The sequence below is a fragment of the Oceanobacillus aidingensis genome, assembly GCF_042654105.1.
Lineage (GTDB): Bacteria > Bacillota > Bacilli > Bacillales > Amphibacillaceae > Oceanobacillus > Oceanobacillus oncorhynchi.
The window spans coordinates 269,856-295,734 of the sequence record NZ_JBHSFT010000001.1; the positions used below are offsets into that span (position 1 = coordinate 269,856).

Below are 25,879 nucleotides of genomic sequence, written 5' to 3' on the forward strand. Positions count from 1 at the left end.
AAAATAGTTTTGTTTATTTTTCAACCCCTTGTTATCCACATGTGCATAACACTATTTAATCATTCTCTTTCTGCCAGGATAGCAAGATATATATACTTATTATTAGGTGCGAAAGTTGATTAAAATATAAAAGAAAAGCCAGAAAGATTTTAATCTCCCTGGCTTTCCTTTTATCTATGGTTTTATAACAATATGACGATGCGGCTCGACGCCGTCAGAATAAGTAGAAACCTGCTTATCCTGCAGGACACTATGAATAATTTTACGTTCAAATGCCGGCATCGGCTCCAGTACCACTTTTTTCTTCGTTTTCTGTGCTTTATCTCCCATTTTTAAAGCGAGTGATTCTAATGTTTCTTTTCTTCTCGCGCGGTAGCCCTCTGCATCTAAGGTTACCGTATAGTACGTATCATTCTGTTTATTGATGACTAAATGAACTAAATATTGCAGCGCATTTAAAGTCTGGCCCCGTTTTCCGATAAGCTTCGCAATATTTTCATGATGCATCGTATACGTTACATGGTTTCCCTTTATTTCGGTTTCTACTTTTACTGAGAGATTCATGTTGCTAGTAACTTCTTTGATAAATTGAGCTGTTTCTTCAACTGGATCCTTTGCGACCGTTACTTTTACATAAGCACGCTTGGACCCAAATATACCAAACATTCCTCTTTTGCCTTCATCAATGACCTCAACATCTACTTGATTCTCTTCCACTCCCAATTGCTCCAGAGCTGATTGAATCGCTTCTTCAACGGTTTGACCACTTGCAGTTACTTCTCTCAATCGCTTCCCCTCCATTAATCACAGCATGAGTATCCGTAATTTCCCTTACTTGGCAAAAAATGATATATGCTTTTGTGAGGGAAAACGGCTGCTATATCTTCTGATTAAGTACTGTAGCCAGGACTTTTGATGAATTCTTATAGATTTTTTAAAAATGCAAAATATTTAACTATTTTTCTTATAAATAATGGGGGAATTTCTTCCCCCATTTTAAAAATTATTTTTTTGACATCATCGGCTTATTAATAAGAAGTGTCTGGAATACCATAAATATGTTACCTGTTACCCAGTACAACGCTAATGCTGCCGGGAAGAAGAATGCCATAACACCAATCATGATCGGCATGACATAAAGCATAATCTGCAGCTGTAAACGCATTTGCGGATTACTGTTTGCTGCGGAGTTCGTAGACATCATTAATTTCTGCTGTAAGAACGTAAACAGCGCTGTCAGAATCGGTAAAACAAAATCTGGTGTTCCAAGCTGGAACCAGAGAAAATCATGTGTAGCAATTTCTGTCGTACGCCTGATTGCATGATACATTGCAATAAATATTGGCATCTGTACAAGAATCGGTAAACAACCTGCTAAAGGATTAACCCCATTCTTTTGGAATAATTGCATCGTTTCCTGCTGTAATTTCTGCTGTGTATTCGCATCCTTAGACGCATACTTTTTCTGAAGTTCCTGTAATTGCGGCTGCACTTCCTGCATTGCCCTCGTGCTTTTGATCTGTTTTACATTTAATGGTACTAAGAGTAAACGGATAACTACTGTTACCAAAATAATTGCCAGTCCATAGTTTTCATTTAAAAATTCTGCAATCATTGTTATAAACCATGATAATGGGTAAACAAAGATTGTATTCCATATTCCTTCACTTTCAGGTGTAATCGGTTCATCGATTTGGGTACACCCAGCTAAAAAAACCGCTAACACGAGAAATGTGACTAATATCCCGTATTTTCTACGCAAAACATTTCCTCCTTAATATTACCAACGCTTATAATTGCTATTTTAGCTTATTTACATTGCGAATTCTATCCTAAACTTGTTCTTACTTGAAATGCTTAAATAATTTTTCTTTATATAGTAAATGCGAAAGACTTTTTTTCATCATCTCGTAACTCATTGTTTTCGTTGGGTTTCTGGCAATGATTACAATATCATAACAAGGTTTTATATCTTGCTCTAACTCTTGAAAAGACGCTCGCAACAACCTTTTAATCCGATTCCTGACAACGGCATTTCCTATTTTTTTCCCGACAGACAGACCTATCCGAAAATGATCCTGATTATCTTTCTTTTTATAATAAATAACCAGCTGCCTATTTGCGAAAGAATTCCCATGTTTAAATATTGCCTGAAATTCTTCATTTTTTTTTATCCGAAATTGTTTTTTCACCGTCATCACCTTTTAATTTAACCCGTATACATCTTCTATATCATCTTGTTTCAGCTAACTTGTCCATTTTTATCAGCATAAAATATGTAAACCTTATGTGAATAAGCATATCCTCTAAAATACAGAAAAAAAACCACTGATAGTTGTCAGTGGCTTATGCAGATAAAACTTTACGTCCTTTGCGACGACGACGAGCCAAGATATGACGACCATTTTTTGTGCTCATACGCGTGCGAAAGCCGTGAACTTTTTTCCGTTTGCGGTTATTTGGTTGAAACGTTCTTTTCATGAGTGTGCACCTCCTTGGAATCTCCAAGTTCATATTTAAACTAAAATAGCTTATAACTTATCCTTTAGACAGCCCTTGATATTATACGAAAAAATGATTGATTTTGTCAACCGGGTATTTAATAAAATTCTAACGATCTTTATTCCTCACACATTTTTCGGTGGACATTTTAACTGCTATATAAAGTTGAAATAAAATTTTATCATTTCGCGTTCGCTGCGACAAGCAATCGTGTAAAGATTAATCATATCCTCTGCCACACATTTTCATTATTACCATGCTGATATATTCCTTTCCATATAAAATCCTCTTTTTTCCTTCTAATTTTACTTCTTCCACTAATCACCTTGCTTTAACATCAAGTCAGCTTAATCATTGATTTTAGTGTCCTCCAAAAATAGTACAGAAATTAATACAGCCAGCACGGAATTTCTATTTTAGAAATCACTCTTATTATCCACATCTTATATCGGATATATTTTCTTTCTTTTTTTCTATCCACACAAAAAATAAACAGGATAATCACAAAATACAGTGTTGTTTATAAGCAAAACACACAACAGATAGAATATGTGGATAACTATTTAAAAGCCATTGATTTATTCGGTTTTATTTGGTATTATATTTATGTTTTAGTTTGTGGAAATCATTTCGCAAATAAATCTTATTCACAGATTGTGGATAAGATGTGGATATTCTTTCCACTGATTTTTGATAAAGTTTTCTACAAAGTTGTGGATAGCGTTTATATATGTCATATTTTATTTGGAATTAGCTTTAATAGTATAATGTAATTACCTTTTATATTCGTATTTAACCGTATATATGATTTTTTTTGTTTATCCACAGCGCTTTTTTTAATTTTAATACGTCTGCCTTTCCATCTAATACATGAAATAGATTGAGAGAGGCTTTTTTCTTCTGAATAGAAGTTATGAATTTCTATGATGAATATTAATGGAATGCGCTGGTTGATTCTTTTTTATTGCTGTCAGCTATTAAGCCTATTTCCTAACTCAGGTCGAAAGGAGTGAAAGTAACTTTGGAAAATATTGAAGAACTTTGGGATGCCACGTTGGACATTATTAAAGAGAAATTAAGTAAGCCGAGCTTTGACACCTGGCTGAAGAATACAAAAGCCCTTCACTTAGAAAAAAATACATTGGTTATCTCTGCTCCAAATGAATTTACAAAGGACTGGCTGGAGACACAGTATACAGATTTAATTACGCAAACATTGGAAAAAACTACTGGGACAAGTCTGAATGCAAAATTTATTATTCCTGATTCTGTGGAAGAGCCATCCGATCAAAAACCCATGCCAAAACCGAATATCGATGCAAAAACAACGGATTCCCCCAAGTCAATGCTTAATGATAAATATACATTTGATACATTTGTTATCGGCGCCGGAAATCGCTTTGCACACGCAGCATCGCTAGCTGTAGCGGAAGCTCCTGCTAAAGCGTACAATCCCTTATTTATCTACGGCGGCGTCGGTTTAGGGAAAACACATTTAATGCATGCAATTGGTCATTATGTAAGAGAACATAATAAAGATGCGAAAGTGGTTTACCTGACTTCTGAAAAATTTACGAATGAATTTATCAATGCCATTATGGATAATAAATCGAATCATTTCCGTAATAAATATCGCAATATTGATGTCCTTCTTATTGATGATATTCAATTTATTGCTGGAAAAGAATCCACACAGGAAGAATTTTTCCATACATTTAATGCGCTGCATGAAGAAAGCAAGCAAATTATTATTTCCAGTGACCGGCCGCCAAAAGAAATTCCTACATTAGAGGATCGTTTGCGTTCACGCTTTGAATGGGGTCTGATTACCGATATCACACCTCCTGACTTAGAAACAAGAATTGCCATTTTAAATAAAAAGGCAAAAGCAGAAGGTTTAGATATTCCGAATGAGGTTATGCTCTATATTGCTAATCAAATCAATACAAACATCCGGGAGCTGGAGGGCGCGCTGATACGTGTTGTTGCCTATTCTTCTTTAGTCAATCAAGACATTGACGCATCGTTGGCAGCAAATGCATTAAAGGATATCATTCCAAGTAATAAACCAAAAGAAATTACCATTCCTGCGATTCAAGAGGTTGTCGCAGACCGGTATCATATCCGTCTGGAAGATTTTCCTGCTAAAAAACGTACCAAATCGATTGCCTTTCCAAGACAGATTGCAATGTATTTGTCACGGGAGCTTACGGACTCATCCCTGCCTAAAATTGGCCAGGAATTTGGCGGAAGAGATCATACGACCGTCATTCACGCCCATGAAAAAATTTCGAAGCTACTTGAAACAGATACAGAGCTCGATCGGGATATTGAAGAATTAAAAGAAAAACTTAAATCCTTATAATACATGTTCAAAAAAATGCGTTTTTATTGGAGTTTTTGAGCATCCACCTATAGAGAAAACACAACAAAGGCAAACCTAAATAGAAACAGGATTGCCTTTGTTGTCCTCCTGCTTTTTAATTATGCAGAAGGAAGCAGCTGTGTATGCTGTGAAAAAAGTGAATCACTTATGAACAGGTTATACACATGTGGAAAACTTTGATGTTTTCATGCTAAACTTACTTATCCACAGTAATCACAACACTTATTACTGTTATTACTGGTTTTATATTATAATTAATAAAAATATAGAACCCTTTTTTATTGATTTTGAAAAGAATTTAAGAAATAGTTGCTGTAAAACTTTTCTTAAAACCTGAGGAGGATATAAACATGCGTTTTACAATACAAAGAGATAAACTGATTGCCAGTGTACAGGATGTTATGAAAGCAATCTCTTCCAGAACAGTTATTCCGATATTGACTGGAATGAAGATAGAAGTGAGACAACACGGAGTGACATTAACCGGGAGTGATTCAGATATTTCTATTGAATCTTATATTCCTGCAGAAGATGAAGATAAAGTATATGTTGAAAATATAGAAGATGGAACTATTGTATTGCAGGCTAAATATTTTCCTGAAATTGTCCGCAAGCTCCCGGAAGCACAAGTAGATATAGTTGTTGATGAGCAGTTTAATGTAAAAATTACTTCCGGAAAATCAGAATTTAATTTAAATGGACAGAGCGCCGATGAATATCCGCATCTTCCACAAGTAGAAACAGAAAATAGCTTTGAAATGCCAATTGACTTATTAAAAAGTATGATTAAACAAACTGTTTTTGCTGTGTCTACGATGGAAACCAGACCAATTTTAACCGGAGTAAATATCAAGCTGGAAGATCAAAAGCTTGTATTTACAGCAACTGACAGCCATCGACTGGCCAAAAGAGAGGTTCCAGTAACAGGAACGAATGTATCGATAGAACAGGTTGTTGTTCCTGGAAAAAGTCTCAATGAACTCTATAAAATTTTAAATGATTCAGAGGAAACAGTAGAAATCAGTGTAACGAATAACCAAATTCTTTTCCGTACGAAGCATTTAAATTTCTTATCCCGATTACTGGACGGGAATTATCCAGAAACATCGAGATTGATTCCGGATCATAGTAAAACAACAATCCAAATAAAAACAACACCGCTATTAAGATCAATCGAACGTGCTTCTTTATTAGCAAAAGAAGAAAGAAATAATGTTGTTAAATTTACCAGCAATGATGATGGGGTTATCCAGATTTCAAGTAACTCTCCAGAAATCGGAAATGTTGAAGAAGAAGTCACAGCTGATGAGATTAACGGAGAGAATTTAAAGATATCCTTCAGTTCAAAATATATGATCGATGCGCTAAAAGCGATTGAATATGATGAAGTAGTGATAGAATTCACTGGAGCAATGCGTCCATTTATCATTTGCCCGGTAGAAAATGATTCCATCCTGCAGCTTATTTTACCGGTAAGAACCTATTGATTTTTACGCATTACGCGTTAAAAAAAAGTATTCCAGCTGGATGATAAGTAAAAGTTATACCTGATCATTTAAAAGCTCTTTTGTGGAAGAAAGAGCTTTTTCTTTTGGATTAGAACCGATAATGAGAAAGAAAACCGCATTTTTTTGACAACCCCTTTAAAAAAACAACAGAAAACGCGCTCTAAGAAGAGATTAGGGAAATAAGAATTCCCCCATTAAAAATATCTTAAAAGCTCTGTAACGCATCTTTTTGTAATTATTTGAGGCCTATTCTTCCTTTTTTAATCAATCTTTAGTAAAATAGACAATAGAGGAAAAAATAATCGTATTTGTCTTTGGTCAAAATAAAGGCAGATAAAACAAATAGAAAGTATTTGGTGATATCCATGCATGAACAGATAAAAATAGATACGGAATACATTACGCTTGGGCAATGCATCAAGCTGATTAACTTTTTAGATTCTGGCGGAATGGTCAAAGCATATCTTCAAGATATAGGTGCTGTGGTAAATGGGGAACGTGAACATCGCCGCGGAAGAAAATTATATCCCGAAGATGTCCTTGAAATTGATGAGATAGGATCATTTATCATTCTTAAAGAGGATTAAAGCATGCATATTGAACAGTTAAAATTAACCAATTACCGCAACTATGAAACATTGGATATTACATTTGATGATAAAATAAATGTCATCATCGGTGAGAATGCTCAAGGGAAAACCAATCTGATGGAAGCTATTTATGTACTCTCTTTTACCCGTTCTCACCGGACCATGCGGGAAAAAGAGCTCATACGCTGGGATTCAGATTATGCTACAATAGAGGGCAGGATTACAAAAAGAAATCAATCGATTCCCCTGCAAATCTCCATTTCACCCAAAGGAAAAAAAGCAAAAGTAAATCATTTGGAGCAGCACCGGTTAAGTGACTATATTGGTGCGGTTAATGTGGTTATGTTTGCACCGGAGGATTTAACCATTGTAAAAGGTGCTCCGCAGATTCGCCGGCGTTTTATGGATATGGAGTTAGGCCAAATCCAGCCAACTTATATATACCATTTATCTCAATATCAAAAAATACTAAAGCAAAGAAACCATTTATTAAAGCAGCTGCAGCGCAGGAGCTCTGCTGATGAAACGATGTTGGATGTATTAACAGACCAACTGGTTGAGCATGCTTCTTTTTTGTTGGAGAGAAGATTTGTCTATCTTGATTTGTTAAGAAAGTGGGCAGGACCGATTCATGAAGGCATCAGCCGCAATCTAGAAAACTTAGAAATTCAATATGACGCGACAATAAAGGTATCAGAAGAGGCAGATAAGGAGAAAATAGCTACTATCTACCAAGATTCCTTCAAGGATGTCCGTGAAAAAGAAATAGAGCGCGGCACCACGCTGATTGGTCCGCACCGGGATGACCTTATCTTCTTAGTAAATGGCAAAGATGTACAAACATATGGTTCTCAGGGACAGCAGCGGACAACCGCATTGTCGATTAAACTGGCTGAGATTGAATTGATTTATCAGGAAGTAGGCGAATATCCGATTCTTTTACTGGATGACGTGTTAAGTGAACTGGATGATTATCGCCAGTCGCATTTATTAAATACCATTCAGGGAAAGGTGCAGACATTTGTGTCCACCACAAATGTAGACGGGATTCACCATGAAACGCTAAAAAATGCTGAGTTATTTTATGTTCATCAGGGAGTTGCGACCAATAAAGAAGATTCATAATTTCCAGCTGTAAAAAGAGGATGTACAAAAAGTTTCCAGGGTATTGCATTTTTTGGCACTTAAGAGCGTTTATTCTTTATACAAAATATCCCCCTGAGGATGGAAAAAAGTCTGGTTTAATGAAGAAAGGAAGCGATTGATCGTGTTCATTCACATTGGCAATGACAATGTTATCCGGTCTCGGGAAATCGTTGCGATTATTGATTACGATTTATATACCAATGCATCAGGAATGTATCAAATGATACAGGAATGGAAGCAGCAAAACAAAGTTTCCGGTCCTGAAAAAAAGGCCAAATCCATTGTGGTTACTGCAGATCATATTTTTTTCAGTTCTTTATCTGTAACTACTTTAAGAAAACGGTCAGGTATTTTAACTACAATCAGTAATCTAGATGATTATTATGAAGAATAAGCCTGAGATAACAAAATCAAGAGATTTCTGCTGAGGAAAATGCAGAGCCTTCTCTTTTTAATATATACAAATGGATGGATTGTAATTCATATAGAAATGAGTGTGAGAAGATGTCGATGGAAGACAAAATTACAGAAAACCAAGCCTATGATGCTGATCAGATACAAGTACTTGAAGGTCTTGAGGCAGTTCGGAAAAGACCGGGAATGTATATTGGCTCCACCAGTGAAAAAGGATTACATCACCTTGTCTGGGAGATAGTGGATAACAGTATCGATGAAGCACTGGCAGGTTATTGTGATCATATTGAAGTCATTATTGAAGAAGATAACAGTATTACTGTAATAGATAATGGCCGGGGGATTCCTGTTGATATTCAAAAGAAAACAGGCCGTCCAGCTTTGGAAGTCATTATGACGGTTCTTCATGCCGGCGGTAAATTCGGCGGCGGCGGATATAAGGTTTCCGGCGGACTTCATGGTGTAGGTGCATCTGTTGTAAATGCTCTTTCTAGTAAATTGGAGGTATCTGTCCACCGGGATGGAAAAATTCATTACCTCTCGTTTAAAAAAGGTGTACCTCAGGGTGAAATTACCGTAATTGGCGAAACAGATATTACAGGGACAGTCACCCATTTTATACCGGATGAAGAAATTTTTACAGAAACTACTGAATATAACTATGAAACATTAGAGCAGCGCCTGAGAGAGCTTGCCTTCTTAAACAAAGGATTGCGTATCTCCATCGAGGATAAGCGCACTGATAAAGATCCGGCAACGTATTATTATGAGGGCGGAATCAGTTCTTATGTTGAATTTATTAATAAAAATAAAGAAGTCTTGCACGAGCCTTTCTATGCTGAAGGCGAAGATCAGGGAATAGCCGTGGAAATTGCTATCCAGTATAACGATGGGTTTGCAACGAGCTTATATTCTTTTGCAAATAATATCCATACGTACGAGGGCGGTACACATGAAGTTGGTTTCCGTTCCGGTTTGACACGTGCTATCAACGATTATGCGAAAAAGAACAGCCTATTGAAAGATAGTGACGCCAACCTGTCCGGAGAGGATGTCCGCGAAGGACTGACAGCGATTGTTTCTGTAAAGCATCCAGACCCGCAATTTGAAGGACAGACAAAAACAAAACTTGGTAATAGCGAAGTACGGGCCATTACAGATGGTGTATTTTCAGAGTCCTTTTCTAAATTTCTCTATGAAAACCCGACAATTGCTAAAATCGTTGTTGATAAAGGACTTATGGCATCCAGAGCACGTCTGGCAGCGAAAAAAGCAAGAGAGCTGACCCGCCGTAAAAGTGCATTGGATGTAACAAGTCTGCCTGGCAAGCTTGCTGACTGTTCTTCCAAAGATGCCTCTTTGAGTGAACTGTATATCGTAGAGGGTGATTCTGCCGGCGGTTCCGCAAAATCAGGAAGAGACCGTCATTATCAGGCTATCCTGCCATTGCGTGGAAAAATTCTGAATGTCGAAAAAGCGCGCTTAGATCGAATTTTATCAAATAATGAAGTACGAGCTATGATTACGGCATTAGGAACCGGTATCGGCGAAGAATTTGATATTACAAAGGCACGCTATCACAAAGTAGTCATTATGACAGATGCCGATGTAGATGGCGCTCATATTCGAACGTTATTATTGACCTTTTTCTATCGATATATGCGTCCGTTGATTGAGCACGGGTATATTTATATTGCCCAGCCGCCGCTTTATCAAATCAAACAAGGAAAATCTGTTCACTATGTTTATTCGGATAAAGGATTGGATGCGCTTCTGGAAGAGATTCCAAAAGCACCAAAACCAGGTATTCAGCGTTATAAGGGGTTGGGAGAAATGAATGCAGATCAGCTATGGGATACCACAATGAACCCAGAATCCCGCACACTGCTGCAGGTTGAACTCAGTGACGCAATCGACGCAGACCAGGTTTTTGATATGCTGATGGGCGATAAAGTAGAACCGCGACGCAACTTTATCGAAGAAAACGCCCAATACGTACAAAACTTAGATATTTAAGTATTACATCCTTTTAATAAAGACAACAAAGCGGATAGAAGTACTTCTATCCCTTTCTTGTCAGATATAATTAAAACGATTAAATTACATGCTTGCGTTTTTTATAACAAGATTGAATGGTGATTATACACTATAACTAGCGGAAGAAATACACGGAGACTCCCGTGGGAAAGCGCAGTGGGAAGACCCCGCAGAAAAAGCGGTCTTCTTTTTCGAGGAGGCTGAGCGCAAGCCCACAGGAAAGCGTAGTGTATTTCTGTAGCGGCTGCTACTTGAGCTGTTTATATTTTATGCATATTGAAATGCAATTCAACTGATAATGAAAGATTCAAGGAATCACTAACACAATGGTGATTGGGAGGTTATTAGACTATGGCAGAGGAAAATCGTCCGAGTGTCCAGGAAATAAATATAAGTAAAGAGATGCGCACATCCTTCTTGGATTATGCAATGAGCGTCATTGTGGCAAGAGCATTGCCAGACGTTCGAGATGGAATGAAGCCCGTACATCGCCGTATTCTTTACGCAATGAATGATTTAGGAATGCACTCTGACAAAGCATTTAAAAAATCAGCACGTATCGTCGGAGAGGTTATAGGTAAGTACCATCCGCACGGTGACTCAGCTGTTTATGAGACAATGGTAAGAATGGCACAGGATTTCAGTTACCGGTATATGCTAGTGGATGGACATGGTAACTTTGGTTCGGTCGATGGCGATTCAGCAGCAGCGATGCGTTATACAGAAGCACGTATGTCTAAGATTTCCATGGAACTGCTTCGTGATATTAATAAAGACACGATTGATTATCAGGATAACTATGACGGAGCGGAACGCGAGCCAATTGTATTTCCGGCACGTTTCCCGAATTTACTTGTCAATGGAACTTCTGGAATCGCAGTCGGTATGGCGACTAATATTCCGCCGCATCATCTGGGAGAGACGATTGATGCTGTTCTGGCAATCAGTAAAAATCCGGATTTAACTGTGGATGAAATCATGGAAAATTATCTTCCTGGTCCAGATTTCCCTACTGCAGGACAAATCTTAGGCAGAAGCGGTATCCGTAAAGCATACGAAACAGGAAAAGGCTCCATTACCATCCGGGCTAAAATCAATATTGAGCAAGGCAAAAATGACAAAGAAACCATTATTGTGACAGAGCTTCCTTATCAAGTGAACAAAGCCAAGCTCATTGAAAAAATAGCGGAGCTTGTCCGCGATAAGAAAATTGACGGCATTACCGATCTTCGTGACGAATCAGACCGTAATGGCATGCGGGTTGTTATGGAGCTTAGAAGAGATGCAAATGCGAATGTGGTTTTGAATAATTTATATAAGCATACTTCCTTGCAAACGACATTTGGTATCAATATGCTTGCGCTTGTGGACGGACGTCCGCAGGTATTAACTGTCAAACAATGCCTGATGCATTATTTAGATCACCAGAAAGTAATTATCAAGCGTCGTACAGCCTTTGAATTAAATAAAGCCGAAGCACGCGCTCATATTTTAGAAGGCTTGCGTGTTGCACTCGATCATTTGGATGAGGTTATTTCTTTAATCCGTAATTCAAAAACAGCAGATATTGCAAGAGAAGGGTTAATGGAACGTTACCAGTTATCCGAGAAACAAGCCCAAGCTATTCTTGATATGCGTCTACAGCGTTTAACAGGATTAGAACGCGAAAAAATTGAAGAAGAATACAAAGAGCTGCAGGCATTGATTGCTGAATTAAAAGCTATTTTAGCGGATGAAGAGAAAGTATTGGAAATCATTCGTGAAGAGCTGACGGAAATCAAAGAGAAGTTCCGTGATGAACGCCGTACAGAAATTGTTGCCGGTGGAGCGGGCTTCTTTGAAGATGAAGATTTAATTCCGGAAGAGAATATCGTTATTACATTGACCCACCAGGGCTATATTAAACGCTTGCCTGCTTCTACTTACCGTACGCAGCGCCGTGGCGGACGAGGTATCCAGGGCATGGGAACCAATGAGGATGACTTTGTAGAACACCTTGTATCCACATCAACACATGATACAGTTCTTTTCTTTACGAATAAAGGGAAGGTATATAAAACAAAGGGTTATGAAGTACCGGAGTTCAGCCGGACAGCTAAAGGGATTCCAATTATTAACCTGCTTCAAGTAGAAAAAGGAGAATGGGTGAACGCCGTTATCTCTGTAACTGAGTTTGATGAGGATCACTTCTTATTCTTTACAACGAAGCTTGGGGTTGCAAAACGTACATCCCTTGAAAAATTCAAAAACATCCGTAAAGGCGGCCTGATTGCTGTAAATCTTCGGGAAGAGGATGAGCTGATTTCTGTCCGCATGACAGATGGCGAAAAAGAAATTATGATTGCTACGAAAAATGGCTATCTGATTCGTTTTGAAGAAGAACAAATGCGTCCAATGGGTAGAACCGCAGCAGGAGTAAAAGGTATTTCCCTGCGTGAGGATGATGAAGTTGTTTCCATGGAAATTATGGATGAAGGTTCTAAAATTCTCCATGTAACCAGCAAAGGATTTGGAAAGCAGACACCAGAAGATGAATATCGCCGTATCAATCGTGGCGGTAAAGGTGTATTTACGTGTAAGCTGGATGAAAAAACAGGACATGTAGTTGATGTAAAAGCCATTCAGGGTGATGAAGACTTAATGGTTATTACTGCCGGCGGCGTTCTGATCCGAATGCAAGTATCCGATATTTCACAAACTGGAAGAAATACCAAAGGGGTACACTTGATACGTCTGCAGGATGACGAAGAAGTTGCAACAGTAGCACGAATTGAGAAAGAAGAAGAGGAAGCGGCAGAGGAAATCGAAGCATCTGAGGAAAATAAAGAAGTTAATGAAGGTGCAGACGATAACAACGAGGAATAGGTAAAACGATGAGATATTGAAAGATGGTATAAAACAGCGGACAGGCGAAGTGATTCATAGCCCGTCCGTTGTTTTTGTATCTGCTGGAACAGCTTTATTCTTTAAAATTCTGTAGTAAATGCTGGCCGATAAGCGCTGGTGTTTTTTGCTGGGTGACGGTTAAAAATCGTTGGATAAGCGGATATTCCCGGTCTGCTTTCATTTGCATCAGCTCACCCCACCATTCTGTTTCATAACGGCAAATCATACTCAAATTAAATAGCAGCAGATAATGTACCAGGATTTCGGAATAAGGAAAATAGCTTGCCCGATTCGCTGGAAAATAAATTGCCTCATTATGCAAATCATAACGAAAGGGGCCGTCCCAATCTTTGACGGGCCCGGTCAGATAAAGCTGTAATTCCTCCTTTTTTTGTTGTATATCCTCAATTGGAGGCAAAAAAGCTCGAATGCGCTCGACAAAGGTATCTTCTTTTAAATAAAATCCATCTAAAATCCGATTGGGAAAACGAAGCAGTTTACTGTTTTTATTCCCAATAATAATCATCGACTCCTCCTGATAAAGCTGCCAAATATTGCTTAATTCTGGAATAGAAGCTAATAACAGACGCATTGAAACACGTTCTAATGGAAAGGGATAGAGAGAAAATAAATGGCGGCTTACATATGGAAATAACCCCTTTTGCTGTAATTTGACCTCATCCTCGATAAATCGATAATCCTTGCGTTTTCTTTTCCGGGCAGTCAGACCATGGGCAAGAACAGCTGTTGTTTCCGGATAATCAGGGCGCTTTGACAGCAACCAGCCTTTTAAAAGATGTGTCATTCCATAAAAAGACAGAACAGGCTGAACCAGCACACTGCTTTGCCTGCTTGATTCCATAAAGCATGTTCCATTATGAATATAATGGATAAAAGCAGAGCTGTTTTGATAGCTTTTTGCCTGAGATTCACGAAGAAATGAGTAACTTTTCTTCAGGTAATTTTGTGCATTTTCCTGAGTGGTTAAAAATGGATATAAATCTTCAACATGCAACATTTCTACAGCTCCATAACTATTTAAATATTTTGAATCTATCCTCTATTTTTTCTATATGTAGGGTGCTTGAAAAAGCATGAAAAAAAGCGTAATGTAAGTAAAAATAGATATTTGCTGCTGCTTTCACAGGATTGGTATTTTTTTAGCAGTTTCTCCGATATTCGATAAGGATATACCTTGAAAACTGTATAATACCCGTAAGTGAAGTGAATTGAGGTTGCGAATTCAATGATTGGAGGATGAGCTAGCAATGAGAGAAGACAAATTTGCAAAAGAAGGTTTGACATTTGATGATGTATTGCTTGTTCCGGCAGAATCAGATGTTTTACCAAACCAGGTGGATCTGAGTGTTGATTTAACATCAAATTTAAAATTGAAATCCCCATTTATCAGTGCTGGAATGGATACAGTAACAGAAGCAGAAATGGCAATTGCGATGGCACGTCAAGGCGGGTTTGGAGTTATTCATAAGAATATGTCTATTGAACAGCAGGCAGAGGAAGTAGACCGTGTGAAACGCTCAGAAAGCGGCGTAATCACGAACCCGTTCTTCTTAACTCCGGAGCATCAGGTTTATGATGCGGAACATTTAATGGGAAAATACCGCATTTCAGGAGTTCCCATTGTAAATAATATTGAGGAACAAAAGCTCGTAGGTATTTTAACCAATCGTGACTTACGTTTTATTGAAGATTATTCGATTCTGATTTCGGAAGTGATGACCACAGAGGAATTAGTGACAGCGCCAGTGGGAACAACACTGGATGAAGCAGAGAAGCTTCTGCAGAAATATAAAATTGAAAAACTGCCTCTTGTTGATGATCAGGGAATTCTAAAAGGGTTAATTACGATTAAAGATATTGAAAAGGTCATTGAATTTCCAAATGCAGCAAAGGATGCACAAGGACGGTTGATTGCAGCAGCTGCAGTCGGCGTGACAGGCGACGCGATGAAGCGGATTGAAAAATTAGTGGATGTCGGTGTAGATGCCATTGTAATCGATACAGCACATGGTCATTCTAAAGGTGTTCTCGATCAATTAAAGCACATTCGCGAAACGTATCCTGATTTGACAATTATTGCAGGAAATGTTGCTACAGAGGATGGGACAAAAGCTTTGATTGAAGCAGGAGCTTCCGTTGTCAAAGTAGGTATTGGACCGGGGTCTATCTGTACCACAAGAGTAGTAGCAGGGGTCGGTGTACCACAAATTACAGCAGTTTATGACTGCGCAAGAGCAGCAAAAGAATACGGTGTACCCGTTATTGCAGACGGCGGAATCAAATACTCCGGCGATATTGTGAAGGCTTTGGCATCAGGTGCACATGCTGTAATGCTGGGAAGTATTTTTGCCGGAACAAAGGAAAGCCCTGGAGAAACAGAAATTTTCCAAGGACGTCAATATAAAGTATATCGCGGTATGGGCTCTGTTGGAGCAATGCAAGCAGGCTCCAAAGACCGTTATTTCCAAAGTGAATCAGAGAATAAAAAGCTTGTTCCAGAAGGCATTGAAGGACGTATTGCGTATAAAGGCTCGCTGGGAGATACCTTCCATCAGCTGGCAGGCGGTTTACGCTCCGGCATGGGATATTGTGGAACGAAAAATCTGGAGAGCTTAAGAAACGATTCCCGATTTATCCGGATTACCGGGGCTGGGTTGAAGGAAAGCCATCCGCATGATGTTCAGATTACGAAAGAAGCACCGAACTATTTTATGCAGTAAAAAAGAGAATAATTAAGTAATTTAGTTGATGACAAATTTGTGTCATACGGTCGTAAAAAAAATAGATGGAGGATGTTGCTCCATCTATTTTTTTATGAATTTTTATGGTAAAATGTGAAGCGTGCTCAGCAGAATACATAGAACGTATGTTGATGGCTATATTATTAAACGGAGGTACGGAAATGTGAGAAAGTCTATGAAAAAATTGTTTCTTTTGGTGGTTGCAGCAGCGCTTGTTTTAACATCTTTTGTTACACCATCCATGTCTGTGTATGCAGATGGATTAGATATAGAAGCGGAATCGGCTATTTTAGTGGATGCAGAAACGGGGAAAGTATTATTTGCAAAGGACCCGGATGTGGCATTGCCTCCTGCTAGCATGACGAAAATAATGACAGAATATCTCGTTTGGGAAGCAGTTGAAAACGGAGATATTTCCTGGGATACAACAACACAAATTAGTGATTATGCATATGAAATATCCAGCAATGATGATTTTTCAGGGGTTGGATTAAGACAGCAGCAAGATTACACAGTAGAAGATTTATATAAAGCAATGGCAATCAACTCAGATAATGCGACAACGATTGCACTTGCAGAGTTAATTGCAGGTTCAGAAAGTGAATTTGTCGAAATGATGAATGCAAAGGCAGAAGAACTGGGAATGCCGGAATATAAATTTGTTAATTCCAGCGGATTAGATAATGAGAGTCTGGGGGATAATTATCCAGAAGGAACAAGTCCTAACGATACAAACTTATTGTCAGCCCGTTCAGCAGCAATTTTAGGGTCTGCATTAGTGAATGATTATCCGGAAGCATTAGAAATTTCCAGCGTGCCGAGTACGGAATTTGATGATCAGGAGATCCGTAACTGGAATTACATGCTGGATCATGAGGCAGATTATTTACAGCAGCATTACTATGAAGGTGTAGATGGTTTAAAAACTGGTTTTACAACGGTTGCCGGTTATGCTTTTACAGGAACAGCAGAACGGGATGGACGACGTCTTATCAGTGTGGTTATGAAAACAGACAGTGAAGATGCCCGTTTTAATGAGACTGCAAAACTGTTTGATTATGGGTTTGATCAATTTGAAACACAAGAATTATTCCCGGCAGGATATCAAGAAGAAGGCAATGAAACAGCTCCGGTTGCAAGAGGAAAAGAAAAAGAAGTAAATATTGGCATCAATGAAGGGATTCATGTTCCGATCAAAACTGGTGAGGAAGATCTGTATCATTTAGAATATAAAATTGATGAAGACAGATTGAATGATAATGGAGAGTTAGAAGCTCCAGTGGAAGCAGATGAAGTTATCGGAACAGTTACCGTTGTCTATGATGGAGAAGAAGAAGATTTTGGATATATTTCCGATGAAGCGAGTCAGGAAAGTTATGATTTAGTTGCAATGGACTCCGTTGAAAAAGCAAATTGGTTTATGCTTACGTTACAATCCATTGGTGATTTCTTTGTAAACATGTTCCAAGGTGCATTTAATTGGGTGAAGGGACTTTTCAGCTAATTTTTGCAGGAAGTTCTTGCAACCTGATTGGAAATAGATTATGATGATATACAATCATTCATTGAAATAATAAAGCGTTGATAGGAAGCAGTAGCTGTTTGATTCTATCTATAGAGAGCTAATATCTGGTGCAAATTAGCGTTAGAATGCAGTGAATCCATCCTGGAGCATGCTTATTGAAGTGGTTCAGTCACGTAAGTAAGCACGGAGATACGACGTTATTCGTATATAAAGCCGGAAGAATCTGTCTGTATAGATTCTTTAACTAGGGTGGCAACGCGGGAAATATACTCTCGTCCCTTTCTACATAAGGGATGGGAGTTTTTTTATGGTTTTAAAGACATTAAAAATATAGGAGGTAATCAGTATGTTAGATATGAAATATGTACGAAATAACTTTGATGAAGTGAAGCAAAGATTAGCACACCGCGGAGAAGACCTTGGCGATTTAGACAAATTTGGCGAGCTTGATGTAAGAAGACGGGAATTGATTGCAGAGACAGAAAAACTAAAGGCAAAACGTAATGAAGTGTCTAAGGAAATTTCTGTTTTAAAGCGCGAGAAGAAGGATGCGGAGGAAGCCATAGCTTCTATGCGTGAAGTTGGAGATCAAATTTCTAAATATGATAAAGAATTAAAAGACATTGAGGAAACCCTGGAACATATCATGCTTTCTATTCCTAATCTGCCGCATGGGAGTGTGCCTGTTGGTGAAGATGAGGATGATAATGTAGAAGCACGTAAATGGGGAGAGGTGCCGGAATTTTCATTTGAAGCACAGCCGCACTGGGATGTTGCGACAAATTTAGATATTTTGGACTTTGAACGTGCAGCAAAGGTAACAGGAAGCCGTTTTGTTTTTTATAAAGGATTAGGAGCAAGACTGGAACGTGCATTATTAAACTTCATGATGGATCTGCATGCGGATAAGCATGGCTATCAGGAAATGCTTCCTCCATACATTGTGAATCGCCTGAGTATGACAGGAACAGGACAGCTTCCGAAATTTGAAGAGGATGCGTTTAAACTGGAAGACTGGGATTATTTTCTGGTGCCGACTGCAGAAGTCCCTGTAACCAATTATCACCGTGATGAGATTTTATCAGGAGAGGCGTTGCCGAAAAAATATGTTGCATTCAGCGCCAGCTTCCGTTCTGAAGCAGGTTCTGCCGGAAGAGATACACGCGGCTTGATTCGCCAGCATCAATTTAACAAAGTGGAGCTTGTGAATTTCGTGAAACCGGAAGATTCTTATGACACATTAGAAAGACTGACAGGGGAAGCGGAAAAAGTATTGCAGCTGTTAGAACTCCCTTATCGTGTGATGAGTATGTGTACAGGTGATTTAGGCTTTACAGCAGCGAAAAAATACGATATTGAAGTATGGATTCCAAGCCAGCATACGTACCGTGAAATTTCTTCTTGTTCTAATTTTGAAGATTTCCAAGCGCGCCGTGCCGGTATTCGTTTCCGCCGCGAAGCAAATGGAAAACCAGAATTTGTCCATACCTTAAATGGCTCTGGTCTGGCATTGGGACGTACTGTAGCAGCTATTTTAGAGAATTGTCAGCAAGCGGATGGAAGTGTAGTAATTCCTGAAGTATTGCGTCCGTATATGGGCGGCATTGAAGTGATTGGCAAGTAATGATTAAGTAAGAGGCTCTCCATCTTTGGGGGCCTCTTATTTTTTGATAAAAAATATTGACAAGTCAACTTTGAGGATGATATAGTATATTTTGTTCGCTAGGAAGTGAGCAAATTAGCGTTATTTCATGGAGGTATACCCAAGTCTGGCTGAAGGGGTCGGTCTTGAAAACCGAGAGGCGGGTCAAACCGCGCGGGGGTTCGAATCCCTCTACCTCCTCCATTTAAAACAACCGTAAAAAATTGGAGATAAAAACCCGCAGCTTTCGTGCTGCGGGTTTTCTAATACATATATATGTTTACTCTCTATCTCTTCGCTCCAACAACGATTCTAATAACTGCTTTGGCAGCGGGAAGCGTTTGTTATCAAGCGGCAGAAAGTTAAGCTTGCTCTCTGCATGTTTATCCTCTTTTGCTTCATTGATTTCCGTATGAAGAAACTCCATCTTTTCATCCAGTTGATTTGCGATATTTGCACTGGTTGTTAATTCTTCTACCAGATGTGCCGGTACTTCCCCATCATATTTATAATAAATTTTATGCTCTAAGCTCGCCCAGAAATCCATCGCAACGGTACGGATTTGAATTTCAATAAATACCTCTTCCTGACGGTCAGAGAAAAAGACAGGAATGGATAAAATCAAATGCAGACTTTTATATCCGTTTGGTTTTGGATGCTTAATATAGTCTTTCGTTTCAATGACTTTGATATCCTGCTGACCTTGGATCATTTCGCTGATTTTATAAATATCGGATATAAAGGAGCAGACAATCCGGATTCCTGCAATATCCTTGATATGACCCTTGATAGATTTTTGCGTAATCGAAATGTTTTTTCGCTGGCATTTTCGTAAAATACTTTCAGGTGTTTTTATACGTGATTTTAAATGTTCAATCGGATTATAATCATGAATATGCTCAAATTCTTCTTGAAGGATGTTCAGCTTGGTATTGATTTCATCCAGTCCAAATTTATAGCTGAGCATGAAACGTGTCAGTTCTTTTCGTACAGCGGTTAACTGGTGTATCTGTTTTGATTCATCCATTGATAAAATTCCTTTCTGGCTTACATTCATGTACAATATAAGTATAGCAAAATTTGTTTTGAATAGCAGATAAAAAGACGCTGCAATCCATTCTGATGGGTGCAGTCTTGACAAAAGTATGGCAAGGCCTTATAGTACAATTCAATAAAGAAATACGGTGAACGGGCCAGTAATCGATGTGTATTTACCAAAGAGAGGAAATCCGGCGGCTGTAAGATTTCTGTAAATGCCTTGATGAACCTATCCGGGAGTAGGTTAGTGTATGCTGACTGCAGTAAACTGCATTATCAATGTGAGTGGATAACTTTTATCAACAAAGGTGGTACCGCGGAATAATACTGATTTCGTCCTTTACAAAGGATGTATAATCAGTTTTTTTATTGCTCTGAGGTATCAGTGAAATAAAATATCAAAGGAAAGAAGAAACACACAGGAGGAAAATATATGGAAAAAACAATTGCATTTTTTGGAGCAGGGAATTTAGCAGAGGCGATTATTGCAGGTATTACAAGGACCAATGTCGTTACAAAAGAACAGGTGCTGGTGACGAATCGCAGTGATCAAGCAAGGTTAGATCTGATTGCTGAAAAGTATGGGGTGACATGCGACCTGGATAAAGAAGAAATGATCGAGAAAGCAGATATTATTATTTTAGCGATGAAGCCTAAGGATGCGAAGGATTATTTGGATTGGCTAAAAAGTTATATACAGCCGCGTCACATGGTTATTTCAGTGATTGCAGGGTTATCTATCGAACAGATGGAAAAAACGCTGGGAGAAGGTATTCCTGTTATTCGAACCATGCCGAATACATCTGCATTGATAGGCCAATCAGCTACTGCTATTTCAAAGGGAACCAATGTCGAACTCGGTCAGCTTTACTTTGCTGAGGAACTATTCCAGACAGTGGGTACGACAAAAATTGTCGATGAGGAGCAGATGCATACGATTACGGCGATTGCAGGAAGCGGACCGGCATTTTTCTATTATATGGTGGAAGCAATGGAAAAAGCAGCAATCGAAGCAGGATTGGACCGGGATACGGCATTAGAGTTATTAACTCAGACAGTAATCGGCGCAGGAAAAATGCTGGAGACATCCGGCGCAGACCCGGAACAGCTCCGTGTTAATATTACCAGCCCGGCAGGAACCACAGAGGCTGGTTTAAACCAGTTAATGGCGAATGAATTTGATAAGATAATCAAAGCATGTGTCGATGGTGCACGAAACCGGTCTATCGAGATTACGAATGCTCAGAACTAATTATTTACACGCACTTTAAAAAAGAGAAGAGGGAAAGCAGATGCATACACCGGACTGCAGTTATTGCGGGAAAAGATGGAGTTATGGACAGACCTTTAAGCAGGTATTTAAGATTAAAATGATTTGTCCGCACTGCGGCAAAGAAAATTATTATAATGCAAGTAAAAAAGGCGGCTGGCTCCCTTTATTAGCCATTCCTATTCTGTTAGGGCTGGCCTTTCTGCTAAGGCTGTCTTCTGTAGAAATTATTCTCATGGGCTGTTTGCTGATGATTCTTCACGTCCTGTCGATTCCTTATCGGACGAGATTGCAGAAGGCAGGGAAAAAATAAAGTGAAACACGATGCTTCCCAAAATAGATAAGGTTTAGTATAATACGATTGTTCGTTTATTTTTGGATGAGCGGATAATGAAGCATAATTCGGCGATTTTCATTGCTTGATTATGTCTAAAGCCCCCGTAGCTCAGGGGATAGAGCATTGGTTTCCTAAACCATGTGCCGCAGGTTCGAATCCTGCCGGGGGCGTAATGTTTTGTTATACAGAGGTTGATGTTTTCCAGTTACATTACTGGGCATGGTTTCTCTTTGAAAATTATATAAACTGGCAGACGTCATTTTTCGATTTCTTGTTTGTTTTATGACAAGATTTCCGAAGGGTGTCGTTTTTTTATAAAGAAGACAATTATTGTTTTGCTTATTTTTTGTAAAGAAACAAAAATGAGAGATACTATTGATTTTTTTTAGACGATAATAATGGATGGAGCCGCTCCTAAAAAGAAGCGGCTCCATCCATCTCATCTATATAAAGGGCAGGATACAGCAATGGATTCCTTATCGCTATATCACTTTCACCCGATTCAAAATATCTTCGGCGTTTTTCACCCGTTCCTCTGTCGGTGGTTCTACACCTTCCAGCGGATAGTCCAAACCAAGATTTTCCCATTTATAGACACCTAATTTATGATACGGCAGCACTTCTATTTTTTCGACATTATTTAACGTTGCAATAAAATTGGAGAGCTGCTGTAAATGTGCATCGTTATCGCTGCCGCCGGGAACAAGTACATGACGGACCCAGACAGGCACTTTCTTCTCGTCTAAATAGCGGGCCATGTCGAGAATATGTTCATTGGACAGACCGGTGAGCTCTTTATGCGCTGCAGCGTTGATATGCTTTAAATCAAGTAAAACCAAATCAGTTAATTCCAGTACTTTATCTAAATTTTTTATAAAGTGAGGAGAGCGGTTAAAGCATCCGGCAGAAGTATCAATGGTTGTGTGTACTCCTAATTTTTTCAGTTCGGTGAACAATTCCAGTAAAAATTCAACCTGAAGTAAAGGCTCCCCGCCGCTGACAGTCACTCCTCCATTGGTAGATTGGAAGAATGGGAGATAGCCCTTAATATCCTTCACCAGCTCTTGTACAGACATTTTCTTTCCTGCCCCCATGTTCCACGTATCCGGATTATGACAAAATTGACAGCGTAATAAACAGCCTTGGGTAAAGATAACATAGCGTAATCCAGGTCCGTCTACAGTTCCACACGTTTCAATTGAATGAATTCTTCCTTCTTTCATGATACTTTTCCCCCTCACTTCATATGCTGAAAATAATTCAGCATCAAGCGCTCAAGTTATTTAATGAGCGCTTGATATTCACTTCTTACAGAATGGCCTTACAAGCTTTCATGGAAGGTCCGGTTAATGACATCGATTTGCTGTTCTCTTGTCAGCTTAATAAAGTTTACTGCGTATCCAGAGACGCGGATGGTCAGCTGCGGGTATTCTTCCGGATGCTCCATTGCATCTAATAAGGTTTCCCGGTCAAAGACATTGATGTTTAGGTGATGTCCTTTTTTTGCTGCGTAGCCATCGAGGATACCGGCTAAGTTTGTTTTTCTTGTTTCTTCATCTTTTCCTAACGCTTTTGGTACGATGGAGAAGGTGTTAGAGATACCATCCAGTGCGTATTTATATGGCAATTTAGCAACGGAGCTTAAAGAAGCTAATGAGCCATTTTTATCGCGTCCGTGTAATGGGTTTGCTCCTGGTGCAAAAGGTTCTCCAGCTTTTCGTCCATCTGGTGTATTTCCTGTTTTCTTCCCGTAAACCACATTGGAAGTAATCGTCAGGATAGACTGTGTTGGTGTAGCATTGCGATACATATGATGTTTCTTAATTTTATTCATAAAGTCTTTTACGAGATTCACAGCGATTTCATCTGCGCGATCATCGTTATTGCCGTATTTCGGATAGTCGCCTTCTATTTCATAATCAACGACAAGTCCGTCTTCATCACGAATCGTTTTTACCTTCGCATATTTAATGGCGCTTAAGGAATCGACAATCACGGATAGTCCTGCTACACCGCAAGCCATGGTCCGTAATACTTCCCGGTCATGCAGCGCCATTTCCAGACGCTCATAGCTGTATTTATCATGCATATAATGGATAATGTTTAATGCGTTGACATATAAACCAGATAACCAATCTAGGAGGTTATCATATTTCTCCGTTACTTCGTCGTAATCAAGATACTCTGATGTGATTGGTGCATAGTTTGGAGCTACCTGCATTTTTAGATTTTCATCTACACCGCCATTGATCGCATACAGAAGTGCTTTTGCCAAGTTTGCCCGTGCACCGAAGAACTGCATTTGTTTCCCGATGCGCATTGCAGATACACAGCAGGCAATTCCATAGTCATCTCCATAGATCGGGCGCATGATATCATCGTTTTCATATTGAATCGAGCTTGATTTAATAGACATTTTTGCACAATATTTTTTATAGTTTTCCGGCAGTTTAGCAGACCAAAGTACGGTTAAGTTTGGCTCTGGCGCCGGTCCTAAGTTATCTAATGTGTGCAGAAAACGATATGAGCTCTTTGTTACAAGTGGGCGTCCATCTTCTGCTATTCCTGCCAATGATTCTGTTACCCAAGTCGGGTCTCCGCTAAATAATTCGTTATAATCTGGTGTTCTTGCGAATTTTACGAGACGCAGCTTCATCACAAAATGATCGACAAGTTCTTGCGCTTCTTGCTCTGTCATAACCCCATTTTCAATATCTCTCTCTATATAAATATCTAAGAATGTAGAAACACGGCCAAGACTCATGGCAGCCCCGTTTTGCTCTTTAATGGCAGCTAAATAGGCTAAATAGAGCCATTGGAATGCTTCCTGTGCAGTTGTAGCAGGCTTGGAAAGGTCAAATTCATATTTTTCTCCGAGCTTTTTCAAATCGATTAAGGAACGAATCTGCTCCGAGGTTTCTTCCCGGTCGCGAATCACATCGTCCGTCATTGTTCCGTTACCAATCAGCTGCAGGTCTTTTTTCTTTTCTTCAATTAAACGGTCTACTCCATACAGGGCAACACGGCGGTAATCTCCGATAATACGTCCGCGGCCATATGCATCTGGAAGCCCGGTGATGATTCCTGCTTTTCTTGCTTTTAAGATTTCGGGTGTATAGGCATCAAAGACGCCTTGGTTATGCGTTTTCCGGTGTTCTGTAAAGGTATGGACAACGTCATCATTAACTTTGTAGCCATAGGATTCTGCGGCAGCTACAGCCATACGGATACCTCCAAAAGGCATTAGAGCACGTTTGAAAGGCGCATCTGTTTGCACGCCGACGATTTTTTCCAAGGGCTTATTTAAATAACCAGCACCGTGAGAGGTAATAGTAGATACGATTTTTGTATCTAAATCATATACACCGCCATTTTCCCGTTCTTCTCTGGTTAATTGCATGATTTGCTCCCACAGGTCTTTGGTGGCTTGGGTTGCATCAGTTAAGAAGGATTCATTTCCTTCATATAAATGATAATTCTGTAAAATAAAATCACGAACATCAATTTCTTGCTGCCAGTTGCCTTCAACGAAACCATCCCAAGGGACTCTTTTTACCATTTCATCTGTTACTTTCATAACAAAAACCCTCCTCTTAATTAATTGTGAATAAATTCACAATAACCTCTATTTTTATTATAAAGGTTTCGGAAAATAAAACAAGTGAAATACTTCACAAATAAAGAAAGTTCTTAAAATGTTCAAATTTAAAGCTTGAGAAATAAGAGGATTTTATAAAATAGTAACATTCGTTCCAAGCCTTTTTTAAAGAGTAAGAAAGTATAAAATGTTGAGGATAGCCGCTCCAACGGGTTTCATGGGGGGGAGTAATCTTAGG

General features: G+C 39.0%; 20 protein-coding genes, 2 tRNA genes and 2 other annotated features. Of the genes, 14 read left to right on the forward strand and 8 right to left on the reverse strand.

The window, feature by feature from the left end; translation table 11 throughout:
- Window positions 1-174: 174 nt before the first annotated feature.
- From jag to rpmH, 4 genes are all read right to left on the reverse strand, one after another.
- Window positions 175-786, reverse strand: coding sequence for an RNA-binding cell elongation regulator Jag/EloR (gene jag, locus ACFO3P_RS01175; protein WP_193063769.1), 612 nt, complete (start codon window positions 784-786; stop codon window positions 175-177).
- Between the two features lie 217 nt (window positions 787-1,003).
- Entirely contained in the window at window positions 1,004-1,762 is a 759-nt protein-coding gene (gene yidC / locus ACFO3P_RS01180; RefSeq protein ID WP_042528655.1) for a membrane protein insertase YidC, read from the reverse strand.
- Between the two features lie 82 nt (window positions 1,763-1,844).
- Window positions 1,845-2,192, reverse strand: a complete 348-nt coding sequence (gene rnpA, locus ACFO3P_RS01185) for a ribonuclease P protein component (RefSeq protein WP_379542115.1) — start codon at window positions 2,190-2,192, stop codon at window positions 1,845-1,847.
- A 154-nt stretch (window positions 2,193-2,346) separates the two neighbouring features.
- The gene (gene rpmH, locus ACFO3P_RS01190; protein ID WP_042528652.1) at window positions 2,347-2,481 is read right to left on the reverse strand and encodes a 50S ribosomal protein L34; all 135 of its coding nucleotides are present in this window, start codon (window positions 2,479-2,481) and stop codon (window positions 2,347-2,349) included.
- Window positions 2,482-3,523: 1,042 nt separating this feature from the next.
- Here rpmH and dnaA point away from each other — a divergent pair.
- From dnaA to gyrA, 7 genes are all read left to right on the forward strand, one after another.
- The gene (gene dnaA, locus ACFO3P_RS01195) at window positions 3,524-4,867 is read left to right on the forward strand and encodes a chromosomal replication initiator protein DnaA (protein ID WP_042528650.1); all 1,344 of its coding nucleotides are present in this window, start codon (window positions 3,524-3,526) and stop codon (window positions 4,865-4,867) included.
- A gap of 371 nt (window positions 4,868-5,238) precedes the next feature.
- The gene (gene dnaN, locus ACFO3P_RS01200) at window positions 5,239-6,375 is read left to right on the forward strand and encodes a DNA polymerase III subunit beta (RefSeq protein ID WP_193063772.1); all 1,137 of its coding nucleotides are present in this window, start codon (window positions 5,239-5,241) and stop codon (window positions 6,373-6,375) included.
- Window positions 6,376-6,761: 386 nt separating this feature from the next.
- Window positions 6,762-6,983, forward strand: coding sequence for a S4 domain-containing protein YaaA (yaaA, locus tag ACFO3P_RS01205; protein WP_042535606.1), 222 nt, complete (start codon window positions 6,762-6,764; stop codon window positions 6,981-6,983).
- Between the two features lie 3 nt (window positions 6,984-6,986).
- Window positions 6,987-8,111 (forward strand): DNA replication/repair protein RecF, encoded by a 1,125-nt coding sequence (gene recF, locus ACFO3P_RS01210; RefSeq protein ID WP_379542116.1) that lies wholly within the window; start codon window positions 6,987-6,989, stop codon window positions 8,109-8,111.
- A gap of 142 nt (window positions 8,112-8,253) precedes the next feature.
- Window positions 8,254-8,526, forward strand: coding sequence for an extracellular matrix regulator RemB (gene remB, locus ACFO3P_RS01215; RefSeq protein WP_212929179.1), 273 nt, complete (start codon window positions 8,254-8,256; stop codon window positions 8,524-8,526).
- Between the two features lie 110 nt (window positions 8,527-8,636).
- Complete coding sequence (gyrB, locus tag ACFO3P_RS01220; protein ID WP_193063774.1) at window positions 8,637-10,562, forward strand: DNA topoisomerase (ATP-hydrolyzing) subunit B; 1,926 nt, start codon at window positions 8,637-8,639, stop codon at window positions 10,560-10,562.
- 372 nt (window positions 10,563-10,934) lie between these two features.
- Window positions 10,935-13,448, forward strand: coding sequence for a DNA gyrase subunit A (gene gyrA, locus ACFO3P_RS01225; RefSeq protein ID WP_256705450.1), 2,514 nt, complete (start codon window positions 10,935-10,937; stop codon window positions 13,446-13,448).
- Window positions 13,449-13,542: 94 nt separating this feature from the next.
- On the opposite strand, the gene ACFO3P_RS01230 is transcribed toward gyrA, so the two are convergent.
- On the reverse strand, window positions 13,543-14,487 hold the full coding sequence (locus ACFO3P_RS01230; RefSeq protein ID WP_289585108.1) for a YaaC family protein: 945 nt from the start codon (window positions 14,485-14,487) through the stop codon (window positions 13,543-13,545).
- 250 nt (window positions 14,488-14,737) lie between these two features.
- Between ACFO3P_RS01230 and guaB the strand changes: the two genes are divergently transcribed.
- The 4 genes from guaB (at window position 14,738) to ACFO3P_RS01250 (ending at window position 19,602) form a co-directional block, all read left to right on the forward strand.
- Window positions 14,738-16,210: an IMP dehydrogenase gene (gene guaB, locus ACFO3P_RS01235; protein WP_042528636.1), complete on the forward strand. Its 1,473-nt coding sequence runs from the start codon at window positions 14,738-14,740 to the stop codon at window positions 16,208-16,210.
- A gap of 184 nt (window positions 16,211-16,394) precedes the next feature.
- On the forward strand, window positions 16,395-17,735 hold the full coding sequence (locus tag ACFO3P_RS01240; protein ID WP_289585109.1) for a D-alanyl-D-alanine carboxypeptidase family protein: 1,341 nt from the start codon (window positions 16,395-16,397) through the stop codon (window positions 17,733-17,735).
- A gap of 68 nt (window positions 17,736-17,803) precedes the next feature.
- Window positions 17,804-18,039, forward strand: a binding site (T-box leader).
- Window positions 18,040-18,102: 63 nt separating this feature from the next.
- A complete protein-coding gene (gene serS, locus ACFO3P_RS01245; RefSeq protein ID WP_193063778.1) occupies window positions 18,103-19,380 on the forward strand; it encodes a serine--tRNA ligase in 1,278 nt (425 codons plus the stop codon).
- 129 nt (window positions 19,381-19,509) lie between these two features.
- A tRNA-Ser gene (locus ACFO3P_RS01250) sits at window positions 19,510-19,602 on the forward strand.
- A 76-nt stretch (window positions 19,603-19,678) separates the two neighbouring features.
- Here ACFO3P_RS01250 and ACFO3P_RS01255 read toward each other — a convergent pair.
- Entirely contained in the window at window positions 19,679-20,425 is a 747-nt protein-coding gene (locus ACFO3P_RS01255) for a GTP pyrophosphokinase (protein WP_193063779.1), read from the reverse strand.
- Between the two features lie 148 nt (window positions 20,426-20,573).
- Window positions 20,574-20,780: a binding site (T-box leader), on the forward strand.
- An 89-nt stretch (window positions 20,781-20,869) separates the two neighbouring features.
- On the opposite strand from ACFO3P_RS01255, the gene proC reads away from it, so the two are divergent.
- The 3 genes from proC (at window position 20,870) to ACFO3P_RS01270 (ending at window position 22,213) form a co-directional block, all read left to right on the forward strand.
- Entirely contained in the window at window positions 20,870-21,688 is an 819-nt protein-coding gene (gene proC / locus ACFO3P_RS01260) for a pyrroline-5-carboxylate reductase (protein WP_193063780.1), read from the forward strand.
- Window positions 21,689-21,728: 40 nt separating this feature from the next.
- On the forward strand, window positions 21,729-22,019 hold the full coding sequence (locus tag ACFO3P_RS01265) for a TIGR04104 family putative zinc finger protein (protein WP_193063781.1): 291 nt from the start codon (window positions 21,729-21,731) through the stop codon (window positions 22,017-22,019).
- Between the two features lie 121 nt (window positions 22,020-22,140).
- A tRNA-Arg gene (locus tag ACFO3P_RS01270) sits at window positions 22,141-22,213 on the forward strand.
- A 312-nt stretch (window positions 22,214-22,525) separates the two neighbouring features.
- Here ACFO3P_RS01270 and pflA read toward each other — a convergent pair.
- On the reverse strand, window positions 22,526-23,266 hold the full coding sequence (pflA, locus tag ACFO3P_RS01275; RefSeq protein WP_193063782.1) for a pyruvate formate-lyase-activating protein: 741 nt from the start codon (window positions 23,264-23,266) through the stop codon (window positions 22,526-22,528).
- A gap of 98 nt (window positions 23,267-23,364) precedes the next feature.
- Window positions 23,365-25,620: a formate C-acetyltransferase gene (gene pflB, locus ACFO3P_RS01280; protein ID WP_193063783.1), complete on the reverse strand. Its 2,256-nt coding sequence runs from the start codon at window positions 25,618-25,620 to the stop codon at window positions 23,365-23,367.
- Window positions 25,621-25,879: the final 259 nt, after the last annotated feature.